The organism is Colwellia sp. TT2012, from assembly GCF_001440345.1.
In the GTDB taxonomy this organism is placed as follows: domain Bacteria; phylum Pseudomonadota; class Gammaproteobacteria; order Enterobacterales; family Alteromonadaceae; genus Colwellia.
The window spans coordinates 31,007-54,815 of record NZ_LJYX01000009.1 but is presented as its reverse complement, the minus strand read 5'-3'; the positions used below and the strand labels follow the sequence as shown (position 1 = coordinate 54,815).

Here is a 23,809-nt window from a genome sequence, read left to right as displayed (position 1 = left end):
TTTGTTCATAACTGCCTGACTCTACGATTGCTGTAACTGCCACATTTTACTGTATTGCCCTTGCAGAGCGAGTAATTGTTGATGATTGCCCTGCTCTACTATTTCACCATGACTCATCACAATTATGTTATCGCTATCAACTATGGTTGATAGTCGATGGGCAATCACTAAACTGGTACGATTCTTTGCCACTTCATTAATGGCCGTTAAGATGGCTTGCTCGGACTGACTATCAAGGGATGAAGTTGCCTCATCGAAAACCAATATTTGTGGGTTTTTCAAAATGGTACGCGCAATAGCGACCCGCTGTTTTTCACCACCGGAAAGTTTTAAACCACGCTCGCCCACCCTTGTTGCTAAACCATCGGGTAAACTGGCGATAAATTCCGATAAATGTGCGAGTTCAATGGCTTTTAATACCTGCTCTTTACTTGCCGTTGGACAGCCATATTGCACATTATTAAATAAAGTATCGTTAAAAAGTACCGTGTCTTGCGGCACAATACCAATATGAGCACGCAGTGAATGTTGGCTCACTTGACTAATATCTTGGCCATTAATGCGAATAACGCCTGAGTCAACATCATAAAAACGAAACAATAATTTCACTAAGGTTGATTTACCCGAGCCACTTTGTCCCACCACGGCGACTTTTTCTCCCGCTTTGATTTCAAATGAAATACCTTTAATGATCGGCCGCTTTTCATTATAGGCAAAAGCAATATTATCAAAGACGATACTGGCTTGACTGGTGGTACTATCCCCTAGCTCGGCCAAGCTTAACGCGGGAGCTTGTGGAACATCTTGTACCTTGGCTTTTTTAGCGAGTAAACCAAACAAATTTTCAATGTTAGCCAAAGAACCCTTGATCTCACGATAGACAAAGCCTAAAAAATTTAGTGGTATAAATAATTGCATCATAAAGGCATTAATCAAGACAAAATCACCTAAAGTCATCACGCCAGCAGCTACTTCCTTGGCAGCCAAGGCCAACATAGCCGTTATGGCAAAGGCTATAATCAACGCTTGCCCACCGTTAAGGGCAAACAATGATAAACGGTTTTTAATTTTAGCCTGCTCCCAAATTGACAGATGCTCATCATACGCCTGCGCTTCATACTCTTCATTAGTGAAATATTTTACCGTTTCGTAATTCAGTAAACTATCAATAGCGCGGGTATTGCTTGATGAGTCTGCTTGATTTGCCGCGCGGACATAACGTGTACGCAGCTCAGTGACGTAAACAGAAAAGGCGATATAGCTAATAATCGAAGATAAGGTAATTACAGCAAACCATATGCCGTAATTAACAAAGAGAATAGTCACCACCATAACGATTTCAAGTAGGGTCGGCACAATATTAAACACCATAAAGCGCATTAAAAAATTGATGCCGGTGGTGCCCCGCTCGATATCTCTGGATAAACCACCCGTTTGTCTATTTAAGTGAAAATCTAAATCAAGCGCATGAAGGTGGCGAAATACCTTTAAACCTATGCGCCGAATAGCGCGCTCAGTAACCCGGCCAAATAATGTATCTCTGATCTCAGCAAAGACCACTATCGAAAAGCGTACTACCCCATAGGTGGCAACTAAGGCTAGAGGCACAATCATCAGGGCAGAGTTTTGCTTATCGGTGTTATTAGCATCTAAGCTATCAACAATATCTTTGAGGATAAAAGGTAAATAAACACTGGCAATTTTAGTGAATATTAGACACAACATAGCGAAGGCGATGCGTTTTTTATACTCAAACAAGTAAGGTAAAATCAGTTTAAAAGCTTGCCAGTTAATAGAGCGGACTTCTTGGTCGGGATAACTAGAGGGGCGCATAGACTACCTTATGAAAGAAAAGCTAATGTATGAAAAGCTTATAAAAGAAAAAGCTATGATAAAATATAAAGGCAATATAACCTACCTATTATGTAATATTTCTTGCTTTTATAGGGATTTTTTCCTTAGAATTCAAATATTAAAAATACGTTATCCCTCAACTACGAGTACGTTCAAAATAACGTCACAAAACATCCATAATGATTTTCTAAGGAATAGAAATGTTAATGCAAGCCGGTATATTAATTGTCGCCATTATATTAGCTGTTTTCTCAGCACAAATCCTTGTCACTGGTGCTATTAGCATTGCCAAACGTTTTGCCATTCCAGAATTCATTATCGGGGCTTTTATTATCGGCTTTGGTACCTCCCTGCCAGAGTTTGCCGTTAATATTCAAGCAGCCCTTGAAGGAAATACCGAGCTAGCGATGGCTAACATTTTGGGTAGTAATTTATTTAATACCTGTGTCACCTTAGGTTTACTCGGATTATCTGGCCAGCTAATTATCAATAACAATGTCAGAATTAAAGATGCCCCCTACAACTTAATGGCCGCGTTCATGATAGCTGTCTGTGGCAATCAACTCTATTTAGATCATATAGACTATCATCAGCTGATGATGAGCCACGCATTAATTTTCTTATGTTTTTTTTGTATTTATGTTTATTACACTTTACTGGAAGTCAAACAAGGCGCGCCCCATAAACAACCACTACATAAACACCATCATCAAGCAATACAAAGCGATGCTCCGTCGTCTTCCTTTAAAGCTTTTTCCTACATTATCGCCGGCTTAATCGGCTTAGTTTTTGGTGGCGAATTAATCGTAAACTCGGCAGAGAAAATTGCTCACCTGCTAGGTTTATCCAACCGTTTAATCGGTTTATTGATTGTTGGACCTGGCACTTCAATACCAGAATTAATTGCCAGTTTGGTGGCACTACGTACAAAAAGCACCGCACTTATTTTAGGGAATATTATCGGTTCAAATATCTTCAACATATTTTTTACCCTAAGTATTACCGCCACCATACAACCGGTACCACTAGACTTTTCTCTCAACCAAGCAGTGTTCTTTAATATATTAGCAGCGGCGCTGCTCGCCATAAGCTTTTGGCTGGTGCCGAAAGAAAAAATAAGCAGAATAACGGCATTGTTATTGCTGCTTATTTATGGTGTTTATACCGTATTAGCTATCTACCAATAACAGATAACCACACGGTAAGTTTTTCCCTCGCTGAAAAGTTGCCTCAATGGGCATTTAACGATGGCAACACTGCATGGACGAAAAATACCACTCTGAGCCTTTCTATTAGCGACGCTAAAGCCTTAATTAAATAAATGGACACCAGAGTAGCCGTAAAAGTAAAGGTCGCAAATTTCAGAGCACACGAGCGTATTAACCTAAACCGTGATTAATAGCTGTGCATGAATACTTACCGGTAAAAATATCGCGAATAAAGACTGAGTATATTTTAAACAGAGCACGTTAAACATAAAAAACCCGCATCAGCTTTCGCTAATGCGGGTTTTATTCTTTATTCTTTATTCGGTATTAGTTGTTAGCTACCGTTTTGGCTCAGTATCTACTGAATTTCGCTCAAAACAAAGCAGAAACAGCGAGCAACAAAGCTCGCTCAGCTTAAACTAGCCAAACATACATTCCGTGTATTAGTCACTAGATTATTTGCTATTTCCTGCTTCTACACGGCTTTTCAGTTTCTGACCTGGTCTAAAGGTAACGACTTTACGGGCAGAAATTGGAATATCTTCACCAGTTTTAGGATTACGGCCAGGGCGTTCGCTTTTTTGTCGCAAGTCGAAATTACCAAAACCCGAAAGTTTGACTTGATCGCCACTTTCTAAGGTCTCGCGAATCTCTTCAAAAAATATTTCAACCATATCTTTTGCGTCACGCTTGCTCAGCCCAACTTTTTCAAATAAATGTTCTGCTACTTCTGCTTTTGTAAGCGCCATTGCTTAGTCCCTCAGTGATGCATTTAACTCTGTTTTTAAGGTTTCAACAACTCTATCGATAACATCGGTGATGTCTTTTTCTTCAAGAGTTTTACTGGTATCTTGTAATACTAAGGTGATGGCTAAACTCTTATAACCATCTTCAATTCCTTGACCTTGGTATACATCGAATAAGTTTAGATCAATTAAATAATTTCCGCCAACCTTTTCAATAAGTTGTAACACTTTTTTTGCATCAACGTCTTCTTTAACCACTATCGCTAGGTCGCGACGATTGGCAGGAAAGCGAGATATGTCGCTGGCTTCAGGAATTTTTTGCACCAGTACTTCTGATAATAATAGCTCGAAAACTAAAGTACGGCCGTTCAAGCCTAATTTTCTTTCTAATTCAGGGTGTAAGGTTCCAACATGACCTACCAAAACACCATTCTTAGTAATTTGTGCGGTTTGACCTGGATGTAAGGCCTCAACCTCAGCTTTTGAAAACTCATAAGCTTGAGCATCACCCGTAAGTGCTAATAAAGCTTCAACATCACCTTTAATATCATAAAAGTCGCTGGCTGCTTTTTCCATGCTCCAATGTTCATCAACACGAAGACCACCGATAACACCGGCTAACATGTTTTGCTGACGAACACCGTTTTCAACACTTTCATCGGGCACAAAACGCAAACCTGCTTCAAATAAACGCACGCGACCTTGCTGACGGTTTTGGTTATAAACCATAGACTGTAACAAACCCGTCCATAAACTTAAGCGCATTACCGACATTTCAGAAGAAATAGGGTGTGGTAACGTCATCACCTCGGCCCCTGGATGTAATAATGTTTGTACTTTCGGGTCAACAAAACTGTAGGTAATCGCTTCTTGATAATCACGATTGACTAAGACTAGTTTTAGGTTCATTAAAGAAAGCTTGGCTTCTTTTTGCTCACGCATTTTCAACATTGCTTTTGGCGCAACATTGGGGATATTGTTATAACCATAGATGCGGGCAACTTCTTCTATTAAATCGACTTCAATTTTAATATCAAAACGGTAAGCGGGCACAATCACTTGCCACACCCTAGCAACACCTTCACCCGTTGTGCTAACAGTAAAACCAAAACGGGTAAGAATTTCGCTAACTTGCTCATCATCAATGTGATGACCAATACGGCTATCTAACTTTTCACGACGTAAACTTACGTCTTTTGTTTGCGGAATGTCAGCCTCAGATTTAGCTTCTACCACTGGACCGGCTTGACCACCAACAATACTGAGTAATAACTCGGTGGCACGCTCTATGGCATCATGCTGTAACGTTGGGTCGATACCACGTTCATAACGATGGGAAGAGTCGGTATGCAAACCGTATTGACGTGCTTTACCTAAGATAGCTAGCGGTGCAAAAAAGGCACTTTCTAAAAAGATATCGGTAGTGTTACTGGTAACACCTGAGTCAAGACCACCAAAGATACCAGCCATGGCTAATGCCTTACTGTCATCGGCAATCACTAAAGTGCCTTCTTTTAGCGTAACTTCCTTCTCATCTAATAAGGTTAGCTTTTCGTCTTTATTAGCGAAACGGACGGTTACTGTGGCATTAACGCCGCCGTCTAGTTTGGCTAAATCAAACGCATGCATTGGGTGACCCAATTCAAGCAATATATAGTTGGTGACATCAACAACAGGGTCGATTGAGCGGGTACCACAACGGCGAAGTTTTTCCACCATCCACAGTGGCGTTGTTGCTTTTGGGTTAATGCCTTTGATAACACGGCCTAAGTAACGAGGACAGGCTTGCTTCGCTTCAACATTGATAGTCAGCACATCATCAATCGTTGGCACTACCGCGCTAATGGTTGGCTCAGTAACGGCTAAAGAGTTCAACACACCGACTTCACGGGCTAAACCTTTAATGCCTAAGCAATCACCACGGTTAGCCGTTAAATCAACGTCAATGGTAACGTCATTTAAATCTAAATATTCACGAACACAGGTACCTACTGGTGCATCATGGGCTAATTCCATAATGCCCGCTGAGTCATCGGCTAAACCAATTTCAGACTCACTACACAACATACCAAAAGAGGCAACACCGCGTAATTTTGCTTGCTTAATGTTAAAATCGCCTGGCAGTACCGCGCCGACTGTTGCCACCGCAACTTTTAAGCCTTTACGACAGTTTTTAGCACCACAGACGATAGCAATCAACTCGCCTTTTTCTACGGTAGCAGAGCTGTAATCGCCTAAACTGATTTTTGTTACTTGCAACTTATCCGCATCAGGATGTGGGCCACATTCAACCACTTCACCAATAATAACACCACTAAACTCGCCCGCTACTGGGTCAACACTGTCAACCTCTAGACCGGCCATGGTAATTTGATGCGCTAATTCATCAGAAGAAAGTGCAGGATTAACCCACTCACGTAACCAAGATTCACTAAATTTCATTATGAGTTTTCCTACTTGAACTGTTTTAAGAAACGAAGATCGTTTTCAAAGAATGCACGTAAATCATTTACGCCATAACGCAACATCGTTAGACGTTCAACCCCCATACCAAAAGCAAAGCCGGTATAAACTTCTGGGTCGATACCAACACTACGTAAAACATTTGGGTGTACCATGCCACAACCTAATACTTCTAACCATTTACCATTTTTACCCATGATATCTACTTCAGCAGAAGGTTCAGTGAAGGGGAAATATGAAGGACGGAAACGAATTTCTACCTCTTCTTCAAAGAAGTGATGCAAGAAGTCATGCAAAATGCCTTTAAGGTGAGTAAAGCTAACGTCTTTATCGACCATCAAGCCTTCTACTTGATGAAACATTGGTGTATGTGTTTGGTCATAATCATTACGGTACACTTTACCTGGAGAGATAATGCGTAGTGGCGGCTTTTCAACTTCCATGGTACGAATTTGTACACCGGATGTTTGCGTACGTAATACTAATTTTGGATTGAAATAGAAAGTATCATGATCTTGACGGGCCGGATGATGCTCTGGAATATTTAAGGCATCGAAGTTGTGATAATCATCTTCAACTTCTGGACCGACTTTAACTTCAAAACCTAAATCACCAAAGAAGCTTTCAATACGGGCAATAGTGCGCGTTACTGGATGTAAGCCACCTATTTTTGTACCGCGACCTGGTAAAGTGACATCGATAGACTCTGCCGCTAGTTTTTCTTTAATCTCTTGGGCACGTAATAATTCACCACGGTCGTTAAGTAATTTAAGTACAGCTTGTTTAGCCGTATTAATTACTTGTCCCATTTTAGGCTTTTCTTCTTTAGGTAATTTACCTAAGCCTTTCATCTGCTCGGTGAATGAACCTTTCTTCCCTAAAAAGTGAACGCGCACTTGATCAAGTGCAGTTGGATCTGACGCTGCCGCAATGGCAATTTCTGCCTCCGCAACAATAGCATCTATAGTGGTGGTGTCTAAGCTCATGATTTCCTCTAAAACGGGGGTAGATAAACGACTTTAATTAGCATTCTTATGAAAAGGCCAGCGAGGTAAAGTATTTACCAATAGACTAATTCATATAATAAAAATGCGATTGATTTTACACGAAAATCAGTTATTAGGTAGGAGAAAAAGCGGATTTTTCATGATTAAAGGTTATAAATAGTATATTTATGCGCTACAGACGCAAAAACACTTTTACCTGCTGAGTAAATAGTGACGGTTATAAGTCGCTATTTAGGAGTTTTCCTTGTTTTCCTTAGCGGCCTCAGCGTTTTTTTCCGCTTCTCGCTTCATTAAGATAAAGGTCAAATACATTTTAGTGGGCAAGGAAAAAACCATACCAAAGGCGAAACATGTGGCGCTAATGAGAATACCGGTCACCCCCAGTGAGGTCATATATACCCGTTACCATTCAAGATGCATGTTTCAGAGTGCTTGAGAAATTTCAATTCAAGGCGCTGTGATGAAATAATGGTTGTTCCATTATGAGTTACAACAACGATGAAGTGATGTTGCTCAAACGCTTCTTCGATGGGTTTAAAATGACTTTATACCGCGTTAAATAATTAAACCATAGAATGACTATGCTTCAATTATTTCCCTTGCCTAAAGTCCTTTTAATTCCCACTGAAATCGAGCACTTTGAATGGTAACGGGTATAAGCACTGAACAAATGCAAATAAATCCCTAGCAGTAATAGGCATAGCCCAATAGCCATAGAGATTTTTAGTAATAACATTAAGTACCGATCAGACAAAGTGACTATCTTTTAGGAAACAGTGAGCAAACGTTAGCAGACCAGCCTTTAGAAAACAAACATCATGCCAACTCCCGTAGCACTTTCACCAAGGTTACTGCTTGCCACTTGTCTTTCATTCGATGGGACATAACAAATGTATAACGAGAGAAGCCATCATTGATTTACGCCGTTGCTAACGAGGTTTCTTGTGCCTTGATTCAACTCCTTAAGTGTATAATGTCGCTTATCTAGCTATCTATCGGCTTTTTTTTACATAGCGGCAAGTATTGCAGCTACCGGATGTCTAGCTTTTAACGCGCTAAAACGCTTCACTTGCGAACGACATGAAAAACCGGTTACTAATATTTGCTCGCTATCTAAAGCCTCTACTTTAGTTTGCCAACTTAACTCATATATACCTTTAGAGTTCTCAAAGTTGACTTTTTCATGACCATAAGTCCCGGCCATACCACAGCAACCCACACTCACTTTTTCTAAGGCTAAACCAAAATGGGCAAAAATGCTTTGCCATTCATTTTCACTGTTGACTAAGGCCGTTTTCTCGGTGCAATGAGCAAACAGTTTGAAAGGCTTACCTTTTGAGCGCTCAGTTGAGAGCAATGTCGATTTAAAAGTACTATCTTGCTTAATAAAGTCTAATAACCATTCATGAGCCAGTAACACCGAAAAATCGCCGCGTTTTTCTTGCAAGGTTTTAGTGTATTCATCGCGATAACACAGCACCATGGACGCATCCATGCCCAGCATTGGGATATTAAGCTTGCTAAGTTGATTTAAAAACTCACTGCTTGATTTTGCCGTTTTAGCGAAACGCGCTAAAAAGCCTTTGACATGTTGCGCTTTACCATTGGGTTTAAAAGGCAATAATATTGGCTCTAAGCCCAGTTTTTTAATCAAGCTCATCATACTTTGTACCGTATTGGCATCGTAAAATGAGGTGAACGGGTCTTGTACTATCAGTACATGATTTTTACGTTGTACTGGGGTTAACGCTTGTAACTTAGCTAAGTCAAAACCTGAAAAACCGGCTTTATGCACTTGTTTTTTCAAGGTGGGTACCGACAACAACGGCGTATTAACATAGCCTATAGTTTTCGCTGAGAGCATCTCATAAGCTTTACTATTAAGGACCGCATTAACAATTCTTGGTACTTTGGCCATTAGCGGCGCAAGTATTTCCACGTTAGCAACCAAGTGATCTTTTAAGGGTCTAGCGTAACGTGAATAATATATATTGATAAAACGCGACCTAAAGTCAGGTACATCTACTTTTACCGGACATTGACTGGCACAGGCTTTACAGGCTAAACAGCCTTGCATGGCGTCCATTACTTCATGGGAAAAATCGCCATTACCGTTGTCATCTTGCTGTGGTTTACTGATGAAATTAATGCGCAATTTTTCCGCGGCACTACTCAGTATCTCTTTTATCGACCAAAAACTTTTCGAGCGATTAATATTGTCTTCCAGGGCAAGAATATCAACACCTTGTTTCTCTAATAAACGTAACCATTCACGCATTAAGCCAGCACGACCTTTAGGTGAATGTCGTCTATCGCCAGTAATTTTGCTCGACGGACACATGGTACTATCGGCATCATAATTAAAACATAAACCATTACCATTACAGTCCATGGCAGCGGTAAATGACTCTTTAACCGTGACTGGAATTTGTCTATCAAAGAAGCCACGTTTGGTATCATCTACACTAACTAATTGCTCATTAGAAGCAAATGGCGTACAAATTTTACCTGGATTCATTTTATTATGTGGATCAAAAACCGCTTTAATTTTTCTCAGCTCAGTAAATAATTTATCGCCAAAAAATTCTGGCCCATATTCAGAGCGGTAACCTCTACCGTGTTCGCCCCACATCAAACCACCATATTTGGCCGTTAATTTAACCACTTTATCAGATATGATCCGTAAGAGCTTTTCTTGCTCTGGGTCACACATATCAAGTGCTGGACGCACATGTAACACTCCCGCATCGACATGACCAAACATGCCATAATTTAATTTATAGCCATCGAGTAGCGCGCGAAATTCAACAATATAATCGGCAAGATTTTCTGGCGGCACGGCCGTATCTTCGGCAAAGGCAAGAGGTTTTTGACTACCGGCGGTTTTACCTAATAGACCAACCGCTTTTTTACGCATGGCATAAATTTTATTAATACTGCCAAGATCAGAAGTCACTTGATAACCAATTACGCCACAATTACCTGATAAAGCGCTATCAGAACTGTCACCTTGAGCAATCAAATCATCCAATACCGAGGTAAGCTCACTAACCTGTTCGGCTAAATCGGCAATGCTATCGCCGTTATATTCAACGATATTAATGCCATCCATCACTTTTCCTGGCACATCGGTGATTAAATCACGAACACTATGCCAAACGATGTCTTGCTTAGCCAGATCCAATACCCGTGAATCTATAGTTTCAACCGAAGTTGCCTTGGCTTTAACCAAGGCTGGGGAGTGACGCAAGGCCGAATCAAAACTGTCGTATTTTATATTAATGAGTGTTTTAGCAACACGGATAACATTAATGTTTAGCTTGGCTGAACAGACAAAAGCCAATGAGCCTTCGGAGCCGGTGATCAAGCGTGATAAATCAACGCCAATAATATCGCCGTCATCATTGGCCGTTAACACATGTTCTAAATCATAACCGGTTAAAAAACGATTTAAGCGGGGAAACTTCTCTAACACCAAGGCACGATTTTCAATACATGACTCAAGTACTTGCGCCATTATTTTAGCATAAGTCTGGCCATGACTACTTTCCAATCCAGCTAAGTCCTGTGCTTGCGCTAAATCCATCGGCTCCGTATTAAATTCCTCGCCATTAGCTAATACCGACTCAAGCGATAAAACATGGTTTGACGTTTTCCCATAAACTAACGAGCCTTGTCCTGAAGCATCGGTATTGATCATACCGCCTACGGTAGCGCGATTTGAGGTAGATAAATCAGGGGCAAAGAAAAAGCCATAAGGGCGTAAATAATCATTCAGTTGATCTTTAATGACACCGGCTTCAACACGGACCCACTTTTCCTCAACATTTATCTCTAACACCTTATTCATGTATTTAGATAAATCAACCACCACACCTGGGGTTAAACTTTGCCCGTTAGTACCAGTACCACCACCACGAGCACTGAATTTAATAGTCAGGTATTGCTCATTACTGGCTGTTTTGGCCAATAAAACAATATCGGCTGTTGTGCGCGGGTGAATAACAAGTTGCGGTAACTGCTGATAAATACTGTTATCGGTTGCGACAGCTAAGCGAGCGCTGTAACTGGCATTAATATCACCAGTAAAATTATCACCTTTTAATGAACGGATAAACTCGTCATATAAGGGCGGAAGATGATGTTGATGACTAATATGGGGAAGCATAACGACTTAACTTTAAAATTAAACAGGACAGTGGACTGAGTATATCATGGAAGAAATGGATTTTTACCCTAAAAACGACCCTATATTCAATATATGGCAACTAAAATGAATAGTTTTGTATACTTTATGCAATAAGTATTTATCTTATTATTAAGCTTTTGATTAACATTACGAAGTTAGCGCTTATTGAAACAACAGCAAAGGTAAGCCTTAAAAAGTAACATAAAAAAGCGACTTACCCAGTAACCCGAGTAAGCCGCTTATTTCTAATTATTTTTACTCAGCTAAAGCTAACTTTTAGCTTTATTGGCTAATTGTTCCGCAAGGTATAACCAGGTTGGTAATACGGTATCAGGGTTTAACGAAATACTATCGATGCCCTGCTCCACTAACCAAGCAGCAAAGTCTTCATGATCTGAAGGTCCTTGACCACAGATACCCACGTATTTACCGCGTTTTTTACAGGCTTTAATGGCCATAGATAACAACATTTTTATCGCTGGATCACGCTCATCAAATAAATGAGCGATTAAACCTGAATCTCTATCTAAACCCAGTGTTAATTGCGTTAAATCATTTGAACCAATAGAGAAACCATCAAAGTAATCAAGAAATTGATCGGCTAATAAAGCGTTTGATGGTAATTCACACATCATGATGACGCGTAAACCATTTTCACCACGTTTTAAGCCATTTTCAGCCAGAATATCAATAACCTCGGCCGCTTCTTCTAGGGTACGAACAAACGGGATCATCACTTCAACATTGGTTAAGTCCATGTCATTACGAACACGTTTTATTGCTTCACATTCCAGGGCAAAACACGCTCTGAAATCTTTAGAGATATAACGTGCTGCACCGCGATAACCTATCATAGGATTTTCTTCGTGCGGTTCATACGCTGCACCGCCAACAAGGTTAGCGTATTCGTTTGATTTAAAATCAGACATGCGCACTATCACTTTCTCTGGTGAGAATGCCGCCGCTAAGGTTGAGATACCTTCAGTCAATTTGGCGATATAAAACTCAACCGGACTGTCATAACCGGCGATAATGTCATTAATTTCATCTTGTAACTCAGCCGGCTGTTCATCAAAATTAAGTAACGCTTTCGGGTGAATACCAATCATTTTATTGATGATAAACTCTAAACGCGCCAAACCAATACCCGCATGTGGTAAACGAGCAAAAGAAAAAGCTCGGTCTGGATTACCAACATTCATCATGATTTTAAGCGGTAACTCTGGCATATCATTAATTTCAGATCTTTTCACCTGATAATCTAATTCGCCACTATAAATAAAACCGGTATCACCTTCGGCGCACGATACAGTTACCTTATCGCCCGTTTTAATCAATTCAGTGGCATTACCACAACCCACTACCGCAGGAATACCCATTTCACGGGCAATAATGGCGGCATGACAGGTTCTACCACCGCGATTAGTAACAATCGCTGAGGCGCGTTTCATGATAGGCTCCCAATCAGGGTCAGTCATATCGGTAACTAACACATCTCCGGGTAAAATTTGATCCATGTCAGCCAGTGACGATAATACTTTCGCTACACCACTGCCTATTTTATGACCAATTGAGCGTCCTTCACAAACCACGGTAATATTGTCATCTTTTTGTAAGTGGAACTGCTCCATGATATTAGCATTTTCACGACTCTTAACCGTTTCAGGACGTGCTTGTACAATATATAACTTGCCATCTAAGCCATCTTTTGCCCATTCAATATCCATTGGACGACCATAATGTTTCTCAATGATTACCGCTTGTCTAGCTAGCTCTTCAACTTCGCTATCGGTTAATGAAAAACGGTTAGAGTCCGCCGCATCAATATCAACAATTTCAACTTGCTTTGAATGCTCTTGGCTGTCTGTGAACACCATTTTAATGGCTTTGCTACCAATATTACGACGTATTACCGCAGGTTTACCTTTAGCAAGTGTTGGTTTATGAACATAAAATTCATCGGGGTTTACTGCCCCTTGTACCACCATTTCACCTAAGCCAAAGCTTGAAGTAATAAAGACCACTTGGTCAAAGCCAGACTCAGTATCAATAGAGAACATCACCCCTGAGGATGAAATATCACTACGCACCATACGCTGAATACCCGCAGACAGTGCCACGCCACGATGGTCATAACCCTGGTGAACACGGTATGAAATAGCTCTATTATTAAACAATGAGGCAAATACATGTTTAATGGCAACCATTACCGCGTCAAAACCCCGTACATTTAAGAAGGTTTCTTGTTGGCCGGCAAAAGAAGCATCCGGCATATCTTCAGCGGTGGCTGAAGAACGTACCGCAAAAGAGGCATCATCAGAGAAATCACCGGCAAGTTTTGCGTAAGCCGCGGCAATATCTTGCTGCATTTGCGGGAGAAATGGTGTGTCAATAATCCATTGGCGAATAGTAGCGCCACATTTGGCTAGCGCATTAACATCGTCAACATCTAAACCATCCAGTAATTGGTAAATTTTTTCATTAATTCCGCTTTGCTCTAAAAACTCATTAAAGGCAAATGACGTGGTCGCAAACCCCGTAGGCACTTGCACACCAACACTCGCTAGATTCGAAATCATTTCACCAAGTGATGCATTTTTACCACCGACGCGGTCAACATCATTCATGCCTAAGTTTTGATACCAAAGAACATTTTCTTGCACGACACTTCTCCAATTAAAAAATAAATTTGTTTAATCATACTAATTCTATTAAGTTAATTCTCAACTCAGAGCTTCATTCGTAAATTTAAAAGCATTACCATGCAGCATTATTGATTTTGATAAGAGAATAATCATTACCTTCAATCAATGCCTTGCCGCAAAGCCTTTTAATTATCACTGAGTGAGAAGCCACCTGATAGACTTGGTATTTTTTGTAGTTAAGTACATTCTACACTGCCAGTTATAGTAAATAAAAGTCATAATAAAATATAAGTTAAAAGTTTTCATACTCGCTTTCACAATAAATTCACTACTAATAAATAACTATTCAATTCACTATCAATTAAGACAATAAAATTATGCGTTCAGCTTTTTACATCTCTGATGGCACCGCCATCACTTCTGAAGTCTTTGGTCATGCACTGCTGTCTCTGTTCCCTACTGAATTTGAGCACCATACCATTTCATTTGTTGAAAGCACTGAAAAAGCGCAAGAAGCAAAAATACGTATAGATAAAGCAACACGCCGTGCAGGCAAACCGGCCTTGGTTTTTCATACTTTTGTTAATAATGATATCCGAGAAATCATTGAGAGTTGTGATGCTGTGCTTTATGATTTTTTAGAACCTTTCGTGGCGCCACTTGAACAAGAATTAGCCCTTAAAGCTAAACCTAAAACCCATAGAACTCATAGTATTCATGAAAAAACCTACGATTATCGGATAGAAGCAGTGAACTACGCACTGGCAAATGATGATGGTTCTAATATAAATAATTATGAAGAAGCGGATGTTATTTTAGTCGGTGTTTCCCGCTCAGGTAAAACACCAAGCGCGTTATATCTAGCACTGCAATATGGTATTAAAGCGGCAAACTACCCTTTTACTGATGATGATATGGAAGAGTTAAAAATCCCGGTATTTTTAATGCCATTCAAGAAAAAACTATTTGGCCTAACCATAAATGCACAGCGGCTAATGGATATAAGGGAAGGTCGTATGTCTAACAGTAAATATGCGTCGGCCAGACAGTGTCGTATGGAAGTCAGAGAAGTAGAAAAACTCTATAAGAATGAAAAGATACCTTTCATCAATACCACCAAGTTTTCAGTGGAAGAAATAACCGCTAAAATACTGTCTCAAACAGGCTTACAGCGTTACAAATATTAATTTCAGCGAACTAATAGCACGCTAATATCAACTTATGGTGATATTATCGCTGTTATCGCTTTTTATTAGTAATAACAGTTCACATTAGCGGCTAATTTAGCTATGTTAGCGCGCATAAATTAGTTTATGCGCGCCCTATTGCGAACCAAACTAAAGCCAAACTAAAACCAAAAACATTAGAATTTCATGACCATTAAAACCGATGAACTACGCACCACGCTAATTGAAAACTTAACATCTCCCGCTGAGCTTGCTGAACAAATTCCCCTAAGTGCTGCCACCGCAGCTTTTATTATGCAAAGCCGCAAAGAAATTGAAGCCATTATTCGTGGAGAAGACAAACGTTTACTGGTAATTATCGGCCCTTGCTCTATTCACGATACCACTGCCGCTATTGATTACGCTAAAAAACTAACGGTATTACGTGACAAGTATAAAAATGAATTACTTATTGTTATGCGTGTTTACTTTGAAAAGCCACGTACTACCGTGGGCTGGAAAGGTTTAATAAGTGATCCTGACTTAGATAAATCTTTTCACGTTGCCAAAGGGCTAAAATTAGCACGCGGCTTATTAGTCGCTATTAATGACTTAGGACTCGCGGCTGGTACTGAGTTTTTAGATATGGTTACCGGTCAGTATATTTCAGATCTGATCAGTTGGGGCGCTATTGGCGCACGTACTACTGAAAGCCAAGTTCACCGTGAATTAGCTTCTGCGCTGTCTTGCCCAGTGGGTTTTAAAAATGGCACTGATGGTAACGTTAAGATAGCCCTTGATGCGATTCAGGCGTCAAGAGTACCGCATGTCTTATATTCGCCGGATAAAAGTGGCCAGATGTGTATTTACCAAACCCATGGTAATCCGTTTGCTCACGTAATTTTACGTGGCGGCAAGGTCCCTAACTATCATAAGGCTGATATTAAAGAAACCTGTCAACAACTTGAAAAAGCATCATTATCACCAAGCATTATGGTTGATTGTAGCCACGGTAATAGCGATAAAGACCATAATAAGCAAATAGATGTTGCTCGCTCTATTGCTGAGCAAATCAGCCAGGGTGAAGAGAGTATTTTTGGTGTGATGATTGAAAGCTTTCTAGTTGAGGGCAAACAAGCGGTGAAAAAAGAAATACCGTTAACCTATGGACAAAGTATTACCGATGCCTGTGTTGATTTAACGGTCAGTGATGACATTCTGGCCTTACTGGCTGATTCGGTGAAAACGCGCTTCGCCAGTTAAACTGTAGGGCTTGACCTGCTCTACCACTGAGCAAAAACTATTAACTAGATAAAAAACCTTAGCTTTTGGCCAAGGTTTTTTTATTTTTAGTGGTGGTTTACATTTTTGCTAATAAACCATCACTGGCCGCCTCAACCAAATCGAGTACATAGTCAAAACCTTTAGCGCCACCATAATACGGATCGGGTACCTGCTCTTCTTCATGGCCAACAGCAAAATCTAACATTAAGTGTATTTTACCTAACATAGCCGGCGGTGCTATTTTTTTTAATTCGTCAATGTTGTCATGGTCCATCGCTAGTATGAGATCAAAATCGCTAAAATCTTGCACCGTCACCTGACGTGCTTTAATACCGTCAAAAGAATAACCACGGGCAATACCCGCTTTTTGCGCACGATGGTCGGGTTTTTCTTTGGCATGAGCACCCAGTGTCCCTGCAGAATCGACTTTCAGACTTAAGCCTTGCGCTTTCATTTTATGTCTAAAAACGGCCTCAGCACTGGGCGAGCGGCAAATATTGCCCATACAGACGAAAAGAACACTGTTAATTCCTTTTAAATTCAACATTTTACCAGTCATTCAACCTTCCTTTACCTGTTGATTATTGAGTATTATCACTCTAATAAAATCAACAACTTGTAGTTTTGTTTTGGGGGATATTTATAGGAATATATACCCTAAGTTAAAACGCTAAGTTTGAATAATAACCCGATTAATAAAATAAAAACATAGTTTGCTATAATTAAATGTATAGCTAAGTAACCTGAACTCTGGATAAGCAGCACTTGCTCAATATTCCCCTTTATCTGATTATCAGCGTTAAAACGTCGATAAATAACCCGTTATTCATAAACGTTTTGCCTTGATAATCGAATAAATTGAAACATTGATAATATATATCGCGACTAATGTTGTAAATTTTATTCTTAATAATCGTAAATTGTTGTTTTTACTTAACCATCAAGCACTCATTATCCAGAGTTCAGGTTAAGTAAATTAATAAAAAGTTGAATTGTAAGCTTTGAATAAGTTGGATTGGCTTGAAAGATTCGAGTTATATTTTTTATATTTATTATTAGCCCTATATTCCTATTCTATAACGCTTATATCATGATAATAGAGTACTAATAGTTAATCATTTAAATTAAAAAACATTCAATCGCGGGGTGCTTGCTCGATAATCAGTTTAAGCTCAATGTGTGATCGTATACCCCCGAAATGACTGGTAAGAATGCTCCCAAACTTACCAATAAAACCATCCATGAACACAGCTCATAGTTCAATGAAATAAAATCATTTTTATTCATGTAACCAACCCAGTATAAAATACACTTTGCTTTTAACTTTAGACAATATTGCCGTTGGTTCTCAATTAAGCCTTTAGGCATAAACCCAAAAAGACTGTAAATACTACTGACTGAGAAAATCAGTAAAGACGATTGGAACGTCCAGAAAGAGTAAGCAATAAATTTAGGTTTTATCTCAGGATTTCACTTCAACTTTTATCTCAGAAATAGGATACCGGATCACCATGAATAAAGACTTTACCTTTACGATTAGGAGCATTTGTTTCGATGAAAATTATCACCCAGCAGACAATACACGTATCACTACCAACTTTGCTAATTTGGCCAGAGGAAGCTACCGCCAAGCGAACTTACGCAACACCTTAAAGATGATTGACAATAGGTTTAATGCCTTAGCGCATTGGGATAATCCCAAAGGAGAACGATACTCGGTCGAACTTGACATCATTTCGGTTGATATAGATATTGAAGGCAGTGGTCAAACCTTCCCATCGATTGAAATATTAAAAACGAATATTGTTGATCATAAAACTAACCAACGCATTGCAGGCATTGTTGGTAATAATTTTTCTTCTTATGTACGAGATTATGATTTTAGTGTATTACTGCAGGCTCATAATAAGAATCAGCCAAAATTTAGCATTCCAGATAACTTTGGCGAACTGCATGGCAAGCTCTTTCAGTCTTTTGTCAATTCAAATATTTATAAGCAGAATTTTAATAAGCCACCGGTAATATGTCTCAGTGTTTCAGATAACAAGACCTATCATCAAACTGAAAATAATCACCCGGTATTAGGGGTTGAATACCAGCCAAATGAATCTTCTTTGACTGAGCAATATTTCAAAAAAATGGGCTTACAGGTTCGTTATTTTATGCCACCAAATAGTGTTGCGCCTTTGGCTTTTTATTTCTTTGGTGATTTACTTAATGATTACACCAGTCTTGAGCTTATAAGTACCATCAGCACGATGGAAACTTTTCAAAAAATATACCGACCTGAGATTTATAATGCCAATGCTGTTGCAGGAAAATGCTATCAACCAAATTTACAGAACCTAGATCATTCATTAACTCAAATTGTTTATGATCGAGAAGAGCGTGGCCAGTTGGCTAATGAGCAGGCAAAATTTACTGAGGAGCACTTCATCAAACCCTATCAAGCTGTTCTTGAGCAATGGTCTGCTAGCTACGCTCAATAACTAGGTTCAAAAATCAATCCAAATTTACGGCATCATCACTTATGAAAACTAATATTATTAAAGCATTATTACCTACTTCAACTGCAGGCAGCTTACCTAAACCGGCTTGGCTTGCACAACCTGAGACACTTTGGTCACCTTGGAAATTGCAGGGTGATGAATTAATTGCCGGCAAACACGATGCGTTACGTTTGTCATTACAAGATCAACAACAAGCAGGGCTTGATATTGTCAGTGATGGCGAGCAAACCCGACAACATTTTGTTACTACGTTTCTTGAGCATCTCAACGGTGTTGATTTTGAGCAACGTAAGACCGTTAAAATTCGTGATCGTTATGAGGCAAGTGTCCCAACGGTCGTTGGCCCTGTTAGTCGCCAAAAGCCAGTTTTTGTTGACGATGCCAAGTTTTTACGTCAGCAAACCAAGCAACCCATAAAATGGGCCCTGCCTGGTCCCATGACGATGATAGATACGCTTTATGATGATCATTATAAAAGTCGCGAAAAACTCGCCTGGGAATTTGCCAAAATCCTTAATCAAGAAGCCAAAGAGTTAGAGGCGGCTGGTGTTGATATTATCCAATTTGATGAGCCTGCCTTTAATGTGTTTTTTGATGAGGTTAATGATTGGGGTATTGCTTGTTTAGAGCGAGCAATTGAAGGGCTTAAGTGTGAAACGGCGGTACATATTTGCTATGGCTATGGCATAAAAGCCAATACAGATTGGAAAAAAACCTTAGGGTCTGAGTGGCGACAATATGAACAAGCGTTTCCCAAACTGCAAAAATCTACTATCGATATTATCTCGCTAGAATGTCATAACTCTCGTGTGCCAATGGAGCTACTTGAACTTATTCGCGGTAAAAAAGTGATGGTCGGTGCCATTGATGTCGCAAGCAATACCATTGAGACACCAGAGGAAGTCGCAGATACCCTACGAAAAGCACTAAAATATGTCGATGCCGACAAGCTATATCCTTCGACAAATTGTGGCATGGCGCCTTTATCTCAGCAAGTGGCAAGAGGCAAGCTAAAGGCTTTAACTGCAGGCGCAGCAATAGTGCGAAGAGAGCTCTCTACCAGTAACTAACCCATATAATGATGCTTAGTAGGGGTAGCTAAATTGGTAAGCCTTAACTGAAGGCTAAAAATCATAGGGAGGCATACCATTTACTGTTCAACAACAATTAACAGCAGTACCCTTGAATTGAGAGTAAGGTCTTTGCCGTTATTTAAAAATAGAAGTAGTCGTTAATGAATATCATTGAATTTATAACAAATAATATCGCCACCATTTTGGCATTGGTTGCCACAGGTGTATTCGCCGGCATTTTAGCTGGCTTGTTAGGCGTAGGTGGCGGTATCGTAATCGTACCTGTGCTATTTTTCTTGTTCCAGAGCTTTGGCGTATCACCAGAGTCGGCGATGTTAGTTGCGACAGCAACCTCACTGGCCACCATAGTACCAACGTCTATTAGTTCAATTCGTGCTCACAATAAAAAAGGTAATGTAGATTTTGACCTGCTCAAACGTTGGGCGGTATTTATTCTTATGGGTGTATTGGTTGGTAGCTGGTTAGTGACGCGTGTTGAAGGGTCTATGCTTGCTATGTTGTTTGGGATAATAGCGGTTTTATCGGCACTAAACATGCTGTTTCGAACGGGGAAATCCGCTCTGTACCAAAAACTGCCTAATAGAACAGGACAAACGGTTATGGGGGTATCCATTGGTTTTTTCAGTTCTATGGTGGGGATCGGCGGCGGCACACTCTCGGTGCCACTACTCACCCTATATAACTACCCCGCCCACAAGGCCATTGGCACAGCTGCGGCAATAGGGTTAATCATTTCGTTGCCGGGTGCGCTAATAATGTTGATAATGGGCAGTACACCAACCGATGCTCCCGCTGGTACCTTTGGCTTGGTCAATCTATTTGCCTTCACTTGTATTGTGCCGCTAACGGTATTATTCGCACCTGTAGGGGCATCACTGGCAGCAAAATTAGATGCGGTAAAACTGAAAAAGATCTTTGCCTTCGTCTTACTATTTACTGGTTCACGTATGCTGGTGCAACTTTTCTTATAGGTTTTATTGCTGTTAATAGGGGCTGTGAACAGTAAAAGTTCAAGGGGCAACTGCAGCCTGCGTTGTTAGGTCTTTACGTAAAACAACAGTTCAAGCATGTCCCAGCAGCTCGGCTCTGGCAAAAGCCAAGGTAAGGTATGGTCGTAATTATTTATTCCTATTGTCATTGTAAATAAACTTGTTTGATTGATATAATTTCATCAATCAATGAACGAATGAATGAGTTCATCATTAAAGCTAAAGATAGGAGTTAACCGGTGTTAGAGAGGATTCATTTAGAAATACTAACGGCAATAAAAGAACATGGAACTCTGACTAAAGCTGCTGATTCGTTGCACTTAACCCAATCTGCGTTAAGTCACAGTATCAAAAAATTAGAAGGCCAAATTGCTACTCCAATATGGAAAAAAGACGGACGAAATTTGCGTCTTACGGCTGCAGGAGAACGCATTCAAACGCTTGCTAATAGAGTATTGCCTCAGTTTTTACACGCGGAATTATTACTGAATCAGATTGCAAAGGGAGAAATGGGCTCGCTACGCATAGGAATGGAGTGCCATCCTTGTTATCAATGGCTACTTAGAGTCATTCAGCCTTATCTAGAGCAGTGGCCAGACATTGATATGGACGTGAAGCAGGAGTTCCAGTTTGGCGCTTTAGGTGCATTACTTAACTACGAAATAGATATACTTATTACCCCAGATCCGCTTTTTAAACCTAAAATAGACTACATCCCCGTTTTTTCCTATGAACATAGACTCGTCGTTTCTGCGTCTCACAAATTAGCCAAGCAAAATTTTGTCTTACCCGAGCAACTAAGCGAAGAAGTACTGTTTACTTACCCTGTTGAGCCCCTGAGGCTCGATATTTTTAGTCAATTTCTTAATCCAGCAAAGTGTTCAGTAAAGAAACACAAACACATTGAAACAACTGAGATCATGTTACAGATGGTCGCCGCTGGTCGAGGTATTTGTGCCTTGCCGGGCTGGCTAGTAGATGAGTACTCAAAATCAATGCCTATCAAGAGTATTCGTTTTGGAGAGAAAGGCATTAGTAAACAGATCTTTGTCGGTATTCGCAAGACCGACCAGCATATTGACTACTTAAACGATTTCATTGCTAGAGCTAAAAAAACAAAATGATCACTTGGCGAGGGTGTACCTTGTCAATCAAGTTAAGCGGTAACCTTATTTTTAAAGAATAAATAGAAGAATAAATAGAAGACACCCCTTCCAATGGAAATAAACAAAAACCTCAACTATGCTTATTTAATCAGCAATAAAATAAGGTTGAGGTTACTATGGCAACAGCAAGAAAACAGCAAATCAGTTTAAAATTAAATAGAAGACACCCCTTCCAAAAATAAATAGAAGACACCCCTCCCAATGGAAATAAAAAAAAGTCTCAACTATGCTCATTTAATCAGCAATAAAATAAGGTTGAGGTTACTATGGCAACAGCAAGAAAACAGCAAATCAGTTTAATTGATACCTGTTATTATCACTAAATAGAAGACACCCCTTCCAATGGAAATAAACAAAAACCTCAACTATGCTCATTTAATCAGCAATAAAATAAGGTTGAGGTTACTATGGCAACAGCAAGAAAACAGCAAATCAGTTTAATTGATACCTGTTATTATCACTGTATCTCTCGTTGTGTTCGTCGTGCTTTTTTATGTGGCGAAGATAAAGTGACAGGGCAAAGTTATGAGCACAGGCGAGGTTGGGTTGAAGATAAACTATTAGCGTTAAGCCAAACCTTTGCCATTGATGTATGTGCTTATGCGGTAATGAGTAATCATACCCATATTGTTTTATATGTTGATGTTGAACAAGCCAAAATATGGTCATTACATGAAGTTATCACCCGTTGGCATCAGTTATTCAAAGGCACATTAATCACTCAACAATACTTACGTGGTGATAAACTGATTAAGCCTCTGCAACAAATACTGGAAGAAACCGCAGAGGTGTATCGAGCCCGGTTAACCGATATCAGTTGGTTTATGCGCATTATAAATGAAAGCATTGCCGTACAAGCCAACAAAGAAGATAAATGCACAGGACGCTTCTGGGAAGGTCGCTTTAAATCTCAAGCCTTACTGGATGAAGCCGCTATTATAGCCTGTATGGCGTATGTTGACTTAAACCCAATACGGGCCAATATAGCCATAAGCCCCGAAACATCTAATCACACCAGTATTCAACAACGTATAAGAGCCGCCAAAAAAGCGAAACAACCCACCTTACTTTGCCCCTTTGTCGGTAACGCCCGACAAAATTCGCCTAAAGGTTTAACGTTTGAGCTAAAAGATTATATTGAACTGGTAGAGTTAACGGGTCGTTGCATTAGGGAAGATAAACGTAGTTACATTGACAATAATTTGCCCAGCATATTAACGCGATTAAACATCAGTACAGAAAACTGGTTAATATTAACGACACAATTTAGAAAAGTATTTCATGGTGCGGTAGGTAAGCCTGAAGCGTTAACCGAATTTTGTCAGCATCAACACCTTAAAAAACGCGCAGCGGTATCTGCTTGTCAAAAATTATTCGCTTAGCGTCACTTCATAGGGAAAAGTCATAATAAATTAAGCTGATTTATTGAGAATTAAAGCTTTATGACGCCTAAAATTTATCAAATATCATATTTTATCCAAACCTCTC

General features: G+C 39.8%; 16 protein-coding genes. 8 read left to right on the top strand and 8 right to left on the bottom strand.

Annotated features, from left to right (window positions below):
* Positions 1-21: 21 nt before the first annotated feature.
* Complete coding sequence (locus ASU03_RS06395; RefSeq protein WP_057831060.1) at positions 22-1,833, bottom strand: ABCB family ABC transporter ATP-binding protein/permease; 1,812 nt, start codon at positions 1,831-1,833, stop codon at positions 22-24.
* A gap of 221 nt (positions 1,834-2,054) precedes the next feature.
* Here ASU03_RS06395 and ASU03_RS06390 point away from each other — a divergent pair, with 221 nt between their 5' ends.
* On the top strand, positions 2,055-3,041 hold the full coding sequence (locus ASU03_RS06390) for a sodium:calcium antiporter (protein ID WP_057831059.1): 987 nt from the start codon (positions 2,055-2,057) through the stop codon (positions 3,039-3,041).
* Between the two features lie 476 nt (positions 3,042-3,517).
* On the opposite strand, the gene ASU03_RS06385 is transcribed toward ASU03_RS06390, so the two are convergent.
* The 6 genes from ASU03_RS06385 to ppsA all read right to left on the bottom strand — a co-directional run bounded on the left by ASU03_RS06385 (position 3,518) and on the right by ppsA (position 14,130).
* Complete coding sequence (locus ASU03_RS06385) at positions 3,518-3,811, bottom strand: integration host factor subunit alpha (RefSeq protein ID WP_057180728.1); 294 nt, start codon at positions 3,809-3,811, stop codon at positions 3,518-3,520.
* A gap of 3 nt (positions 3,812-3,814) precedes the next feature.
* On the bottom strand, positions 3,815-6,250 hold the full coding sequence (gene pheT / locus ASU03_RS06380; RefSeq protein ID WP_057831058.1) for a phenylalanine--tRNA ligase subunit beta: 2,436 nt from the start codon (positions 6,248-6,250) through the stop codon (positions 3,815-3,817).
* An 11-nt stretch (positions 6,251-6,261) separates the two neighbouring features.
* On the bottom strand, positions 6,262-7,257 hold the full coding sequence (pheS, locus tag ASU03_RS06375) for a phenylalanine--tRNA ligase subunit alpha (RefSeq protein ID WP_057831057.1): 996 nt from the start codon (positions 7,255-7,257) through the stop codon (positions 6,262-6,264).
* A gap of 252 nt (positions 7,258-7,509) precedes the next feature.
* Positions 7,510-7,671 carry a hypothetical protein gene (locus tag ASU03_RS21075; protein ID WP_442855131.1) on the bottom strand — a complete coding sequence of 54 codons (162 nt, stop codon included), beginning with the start codon at positions 7,669-7,671 and terminating at the stop codon, positions 7,510-7,512.
* A gap of 613 nt (positions 7,672-8,284) precedes the next feature.
* A complete protein-coding gene (ydiJ, locus tag ASU03_RS06370) occupies positions 8,285-11,446 on the bottom strand; it encodes a D-2-hydroxyglutarate dehydrogenase YdiJ (protein WP_057831056.1) in 3,162 nt (1,053 codons plus the stop codon).
* A gap of 290 nt (positions 11,447-11,736) precedes the next feature.
* Positions 11,737-14,130 (bottom strand): phosphoenolpyruvate synthase, encoded by a 2,394-nt coding sequence (gene ppsA, locus ASU03_RS06365; RefSeq protein WP_057831055.1) that lies wholly within the window; start codon positions 14,128-14,130, stop codon positions 11,737-11,739.
* Between the two features lie 359 nt (positions 14,131-14,489).
* On the opposite strand from ppsA, the gene ppsR reads away from it, so the two are divergent.
* Both ppsR and ASU03_RS06355 read left to right on the top strand, forming a co-directional pair.
* The gene (gene ppsR / locus ASU03_RS06360; RefSeq protein WP_057831054.1) at positions 14,490-15,299 is read left to right on the top strand and encodes a posphoenolpyruvate synthetase regulatory kinase/phosphorylase PpsR; all 810 of its coding nucleotides are present in this window, start codon (positions 14,490-14,492) and stop codon (positions 15,297-15,299) included.
* Between the two features lie 186 nt (positions 15,300-15,485).
* Positions 15,486-16,541 carry a 3-deoxy-7-phosphoheptulonate synthase gene (locus ASU03_RS06355; RefSeq protein ID WP_057831053.1) on the top strand — a complete coding sequence of 352 codons (1,056 nt, stop codon included), beginning with the start codon at positions 15,486-15,488 and terminating at the stop codon, positions 16,539-16,541.
* A gap of 97 nt (positions 16,542-16,638) precedes the next feature.
* Here ASU03_RS06355 and ASU03_RS06350 read toward each other — a convergent pair whose 3' ends face one another.
* A complete protein-coding gene (locus tag ASU03_RS06350) occupies positions 16,639-17,121 on the bottom strand; it encodes a low molecular weight protein-tyrosine-phosphatase (protein WP_057831052.1) in 483 nt (160 codons plus the stop codon).
* A 952-nt stretch (positions 17,122-18,073) separates the two neighbouring features.
* On the opposite strand from ASU03_RS06350, the gene ASU03_RS06345 reads away from it, so the two are divergent.
* The 5 genes from ASU03_RS06345 (at position 18,074) to ASU03_RS06325 (ending at position 23,703) form a co-directional block, all read left to right on the top strand.
* Entirely contained in the window at positions 18,074-19,051 is a 978-nt protein-coding gene (locus ASU03_RS06345) for a DUF1852 domain-containing protein (protein WP_057831051.1), read from the top strand.
* Between the two features lie 41 nt (positions 19,052-19,092).
* Positions 19,093-20,142, top strand: a complete 1,050-nt coding sequence (locus ASU03_RS06340; RefSeq protein WP_057831050.1) for a methionine synthase — start codon at positions 19,093-19,095, stop codon at positions 20,140-20,142.
* Between the two features lie 164 nt (positions 20,143-20,306).
* Complete coding sequence (locus tag ASU03_RS06335; RefSeq protein WP_057831049.1) at positions 20,307-21,137, top strand: sulfite exporter TauE/SafE family protein; 831 nt, start codon at positions 20,307-20,309, stop codon at positions 21,135-21,137.
* A gap of 257 nt (positions 21,138-21,394) precedes the next feature.
* The gene (locus ASU03_RS06330) at positions 21,395-22,279 is read left to right on the top strand and encodes a LysR family transcriptional regulator (protein ID WP_057831048.1); all 885 of its coding nucleotides are present in this window, start codon (positions 21,395-21,397) and stop codon (positions 22,277-22,279) included.
* A 449-nt stretch (positions 22,280-22,728) separates the two neighbouring features.
* On the top strand, positions 22,729-23,703 hold the full coding sequence (locus ASU03_RS06325) for a transposase (RefSeq protein ID WP_057831047.1): 975 nt from the start codon (positions 22,729-22,731) through the stop codon (positions 23,701-23,703).
* The last annotated feature ends 106 nt before the right edge of the window (positions 23,704-23,809 follow it).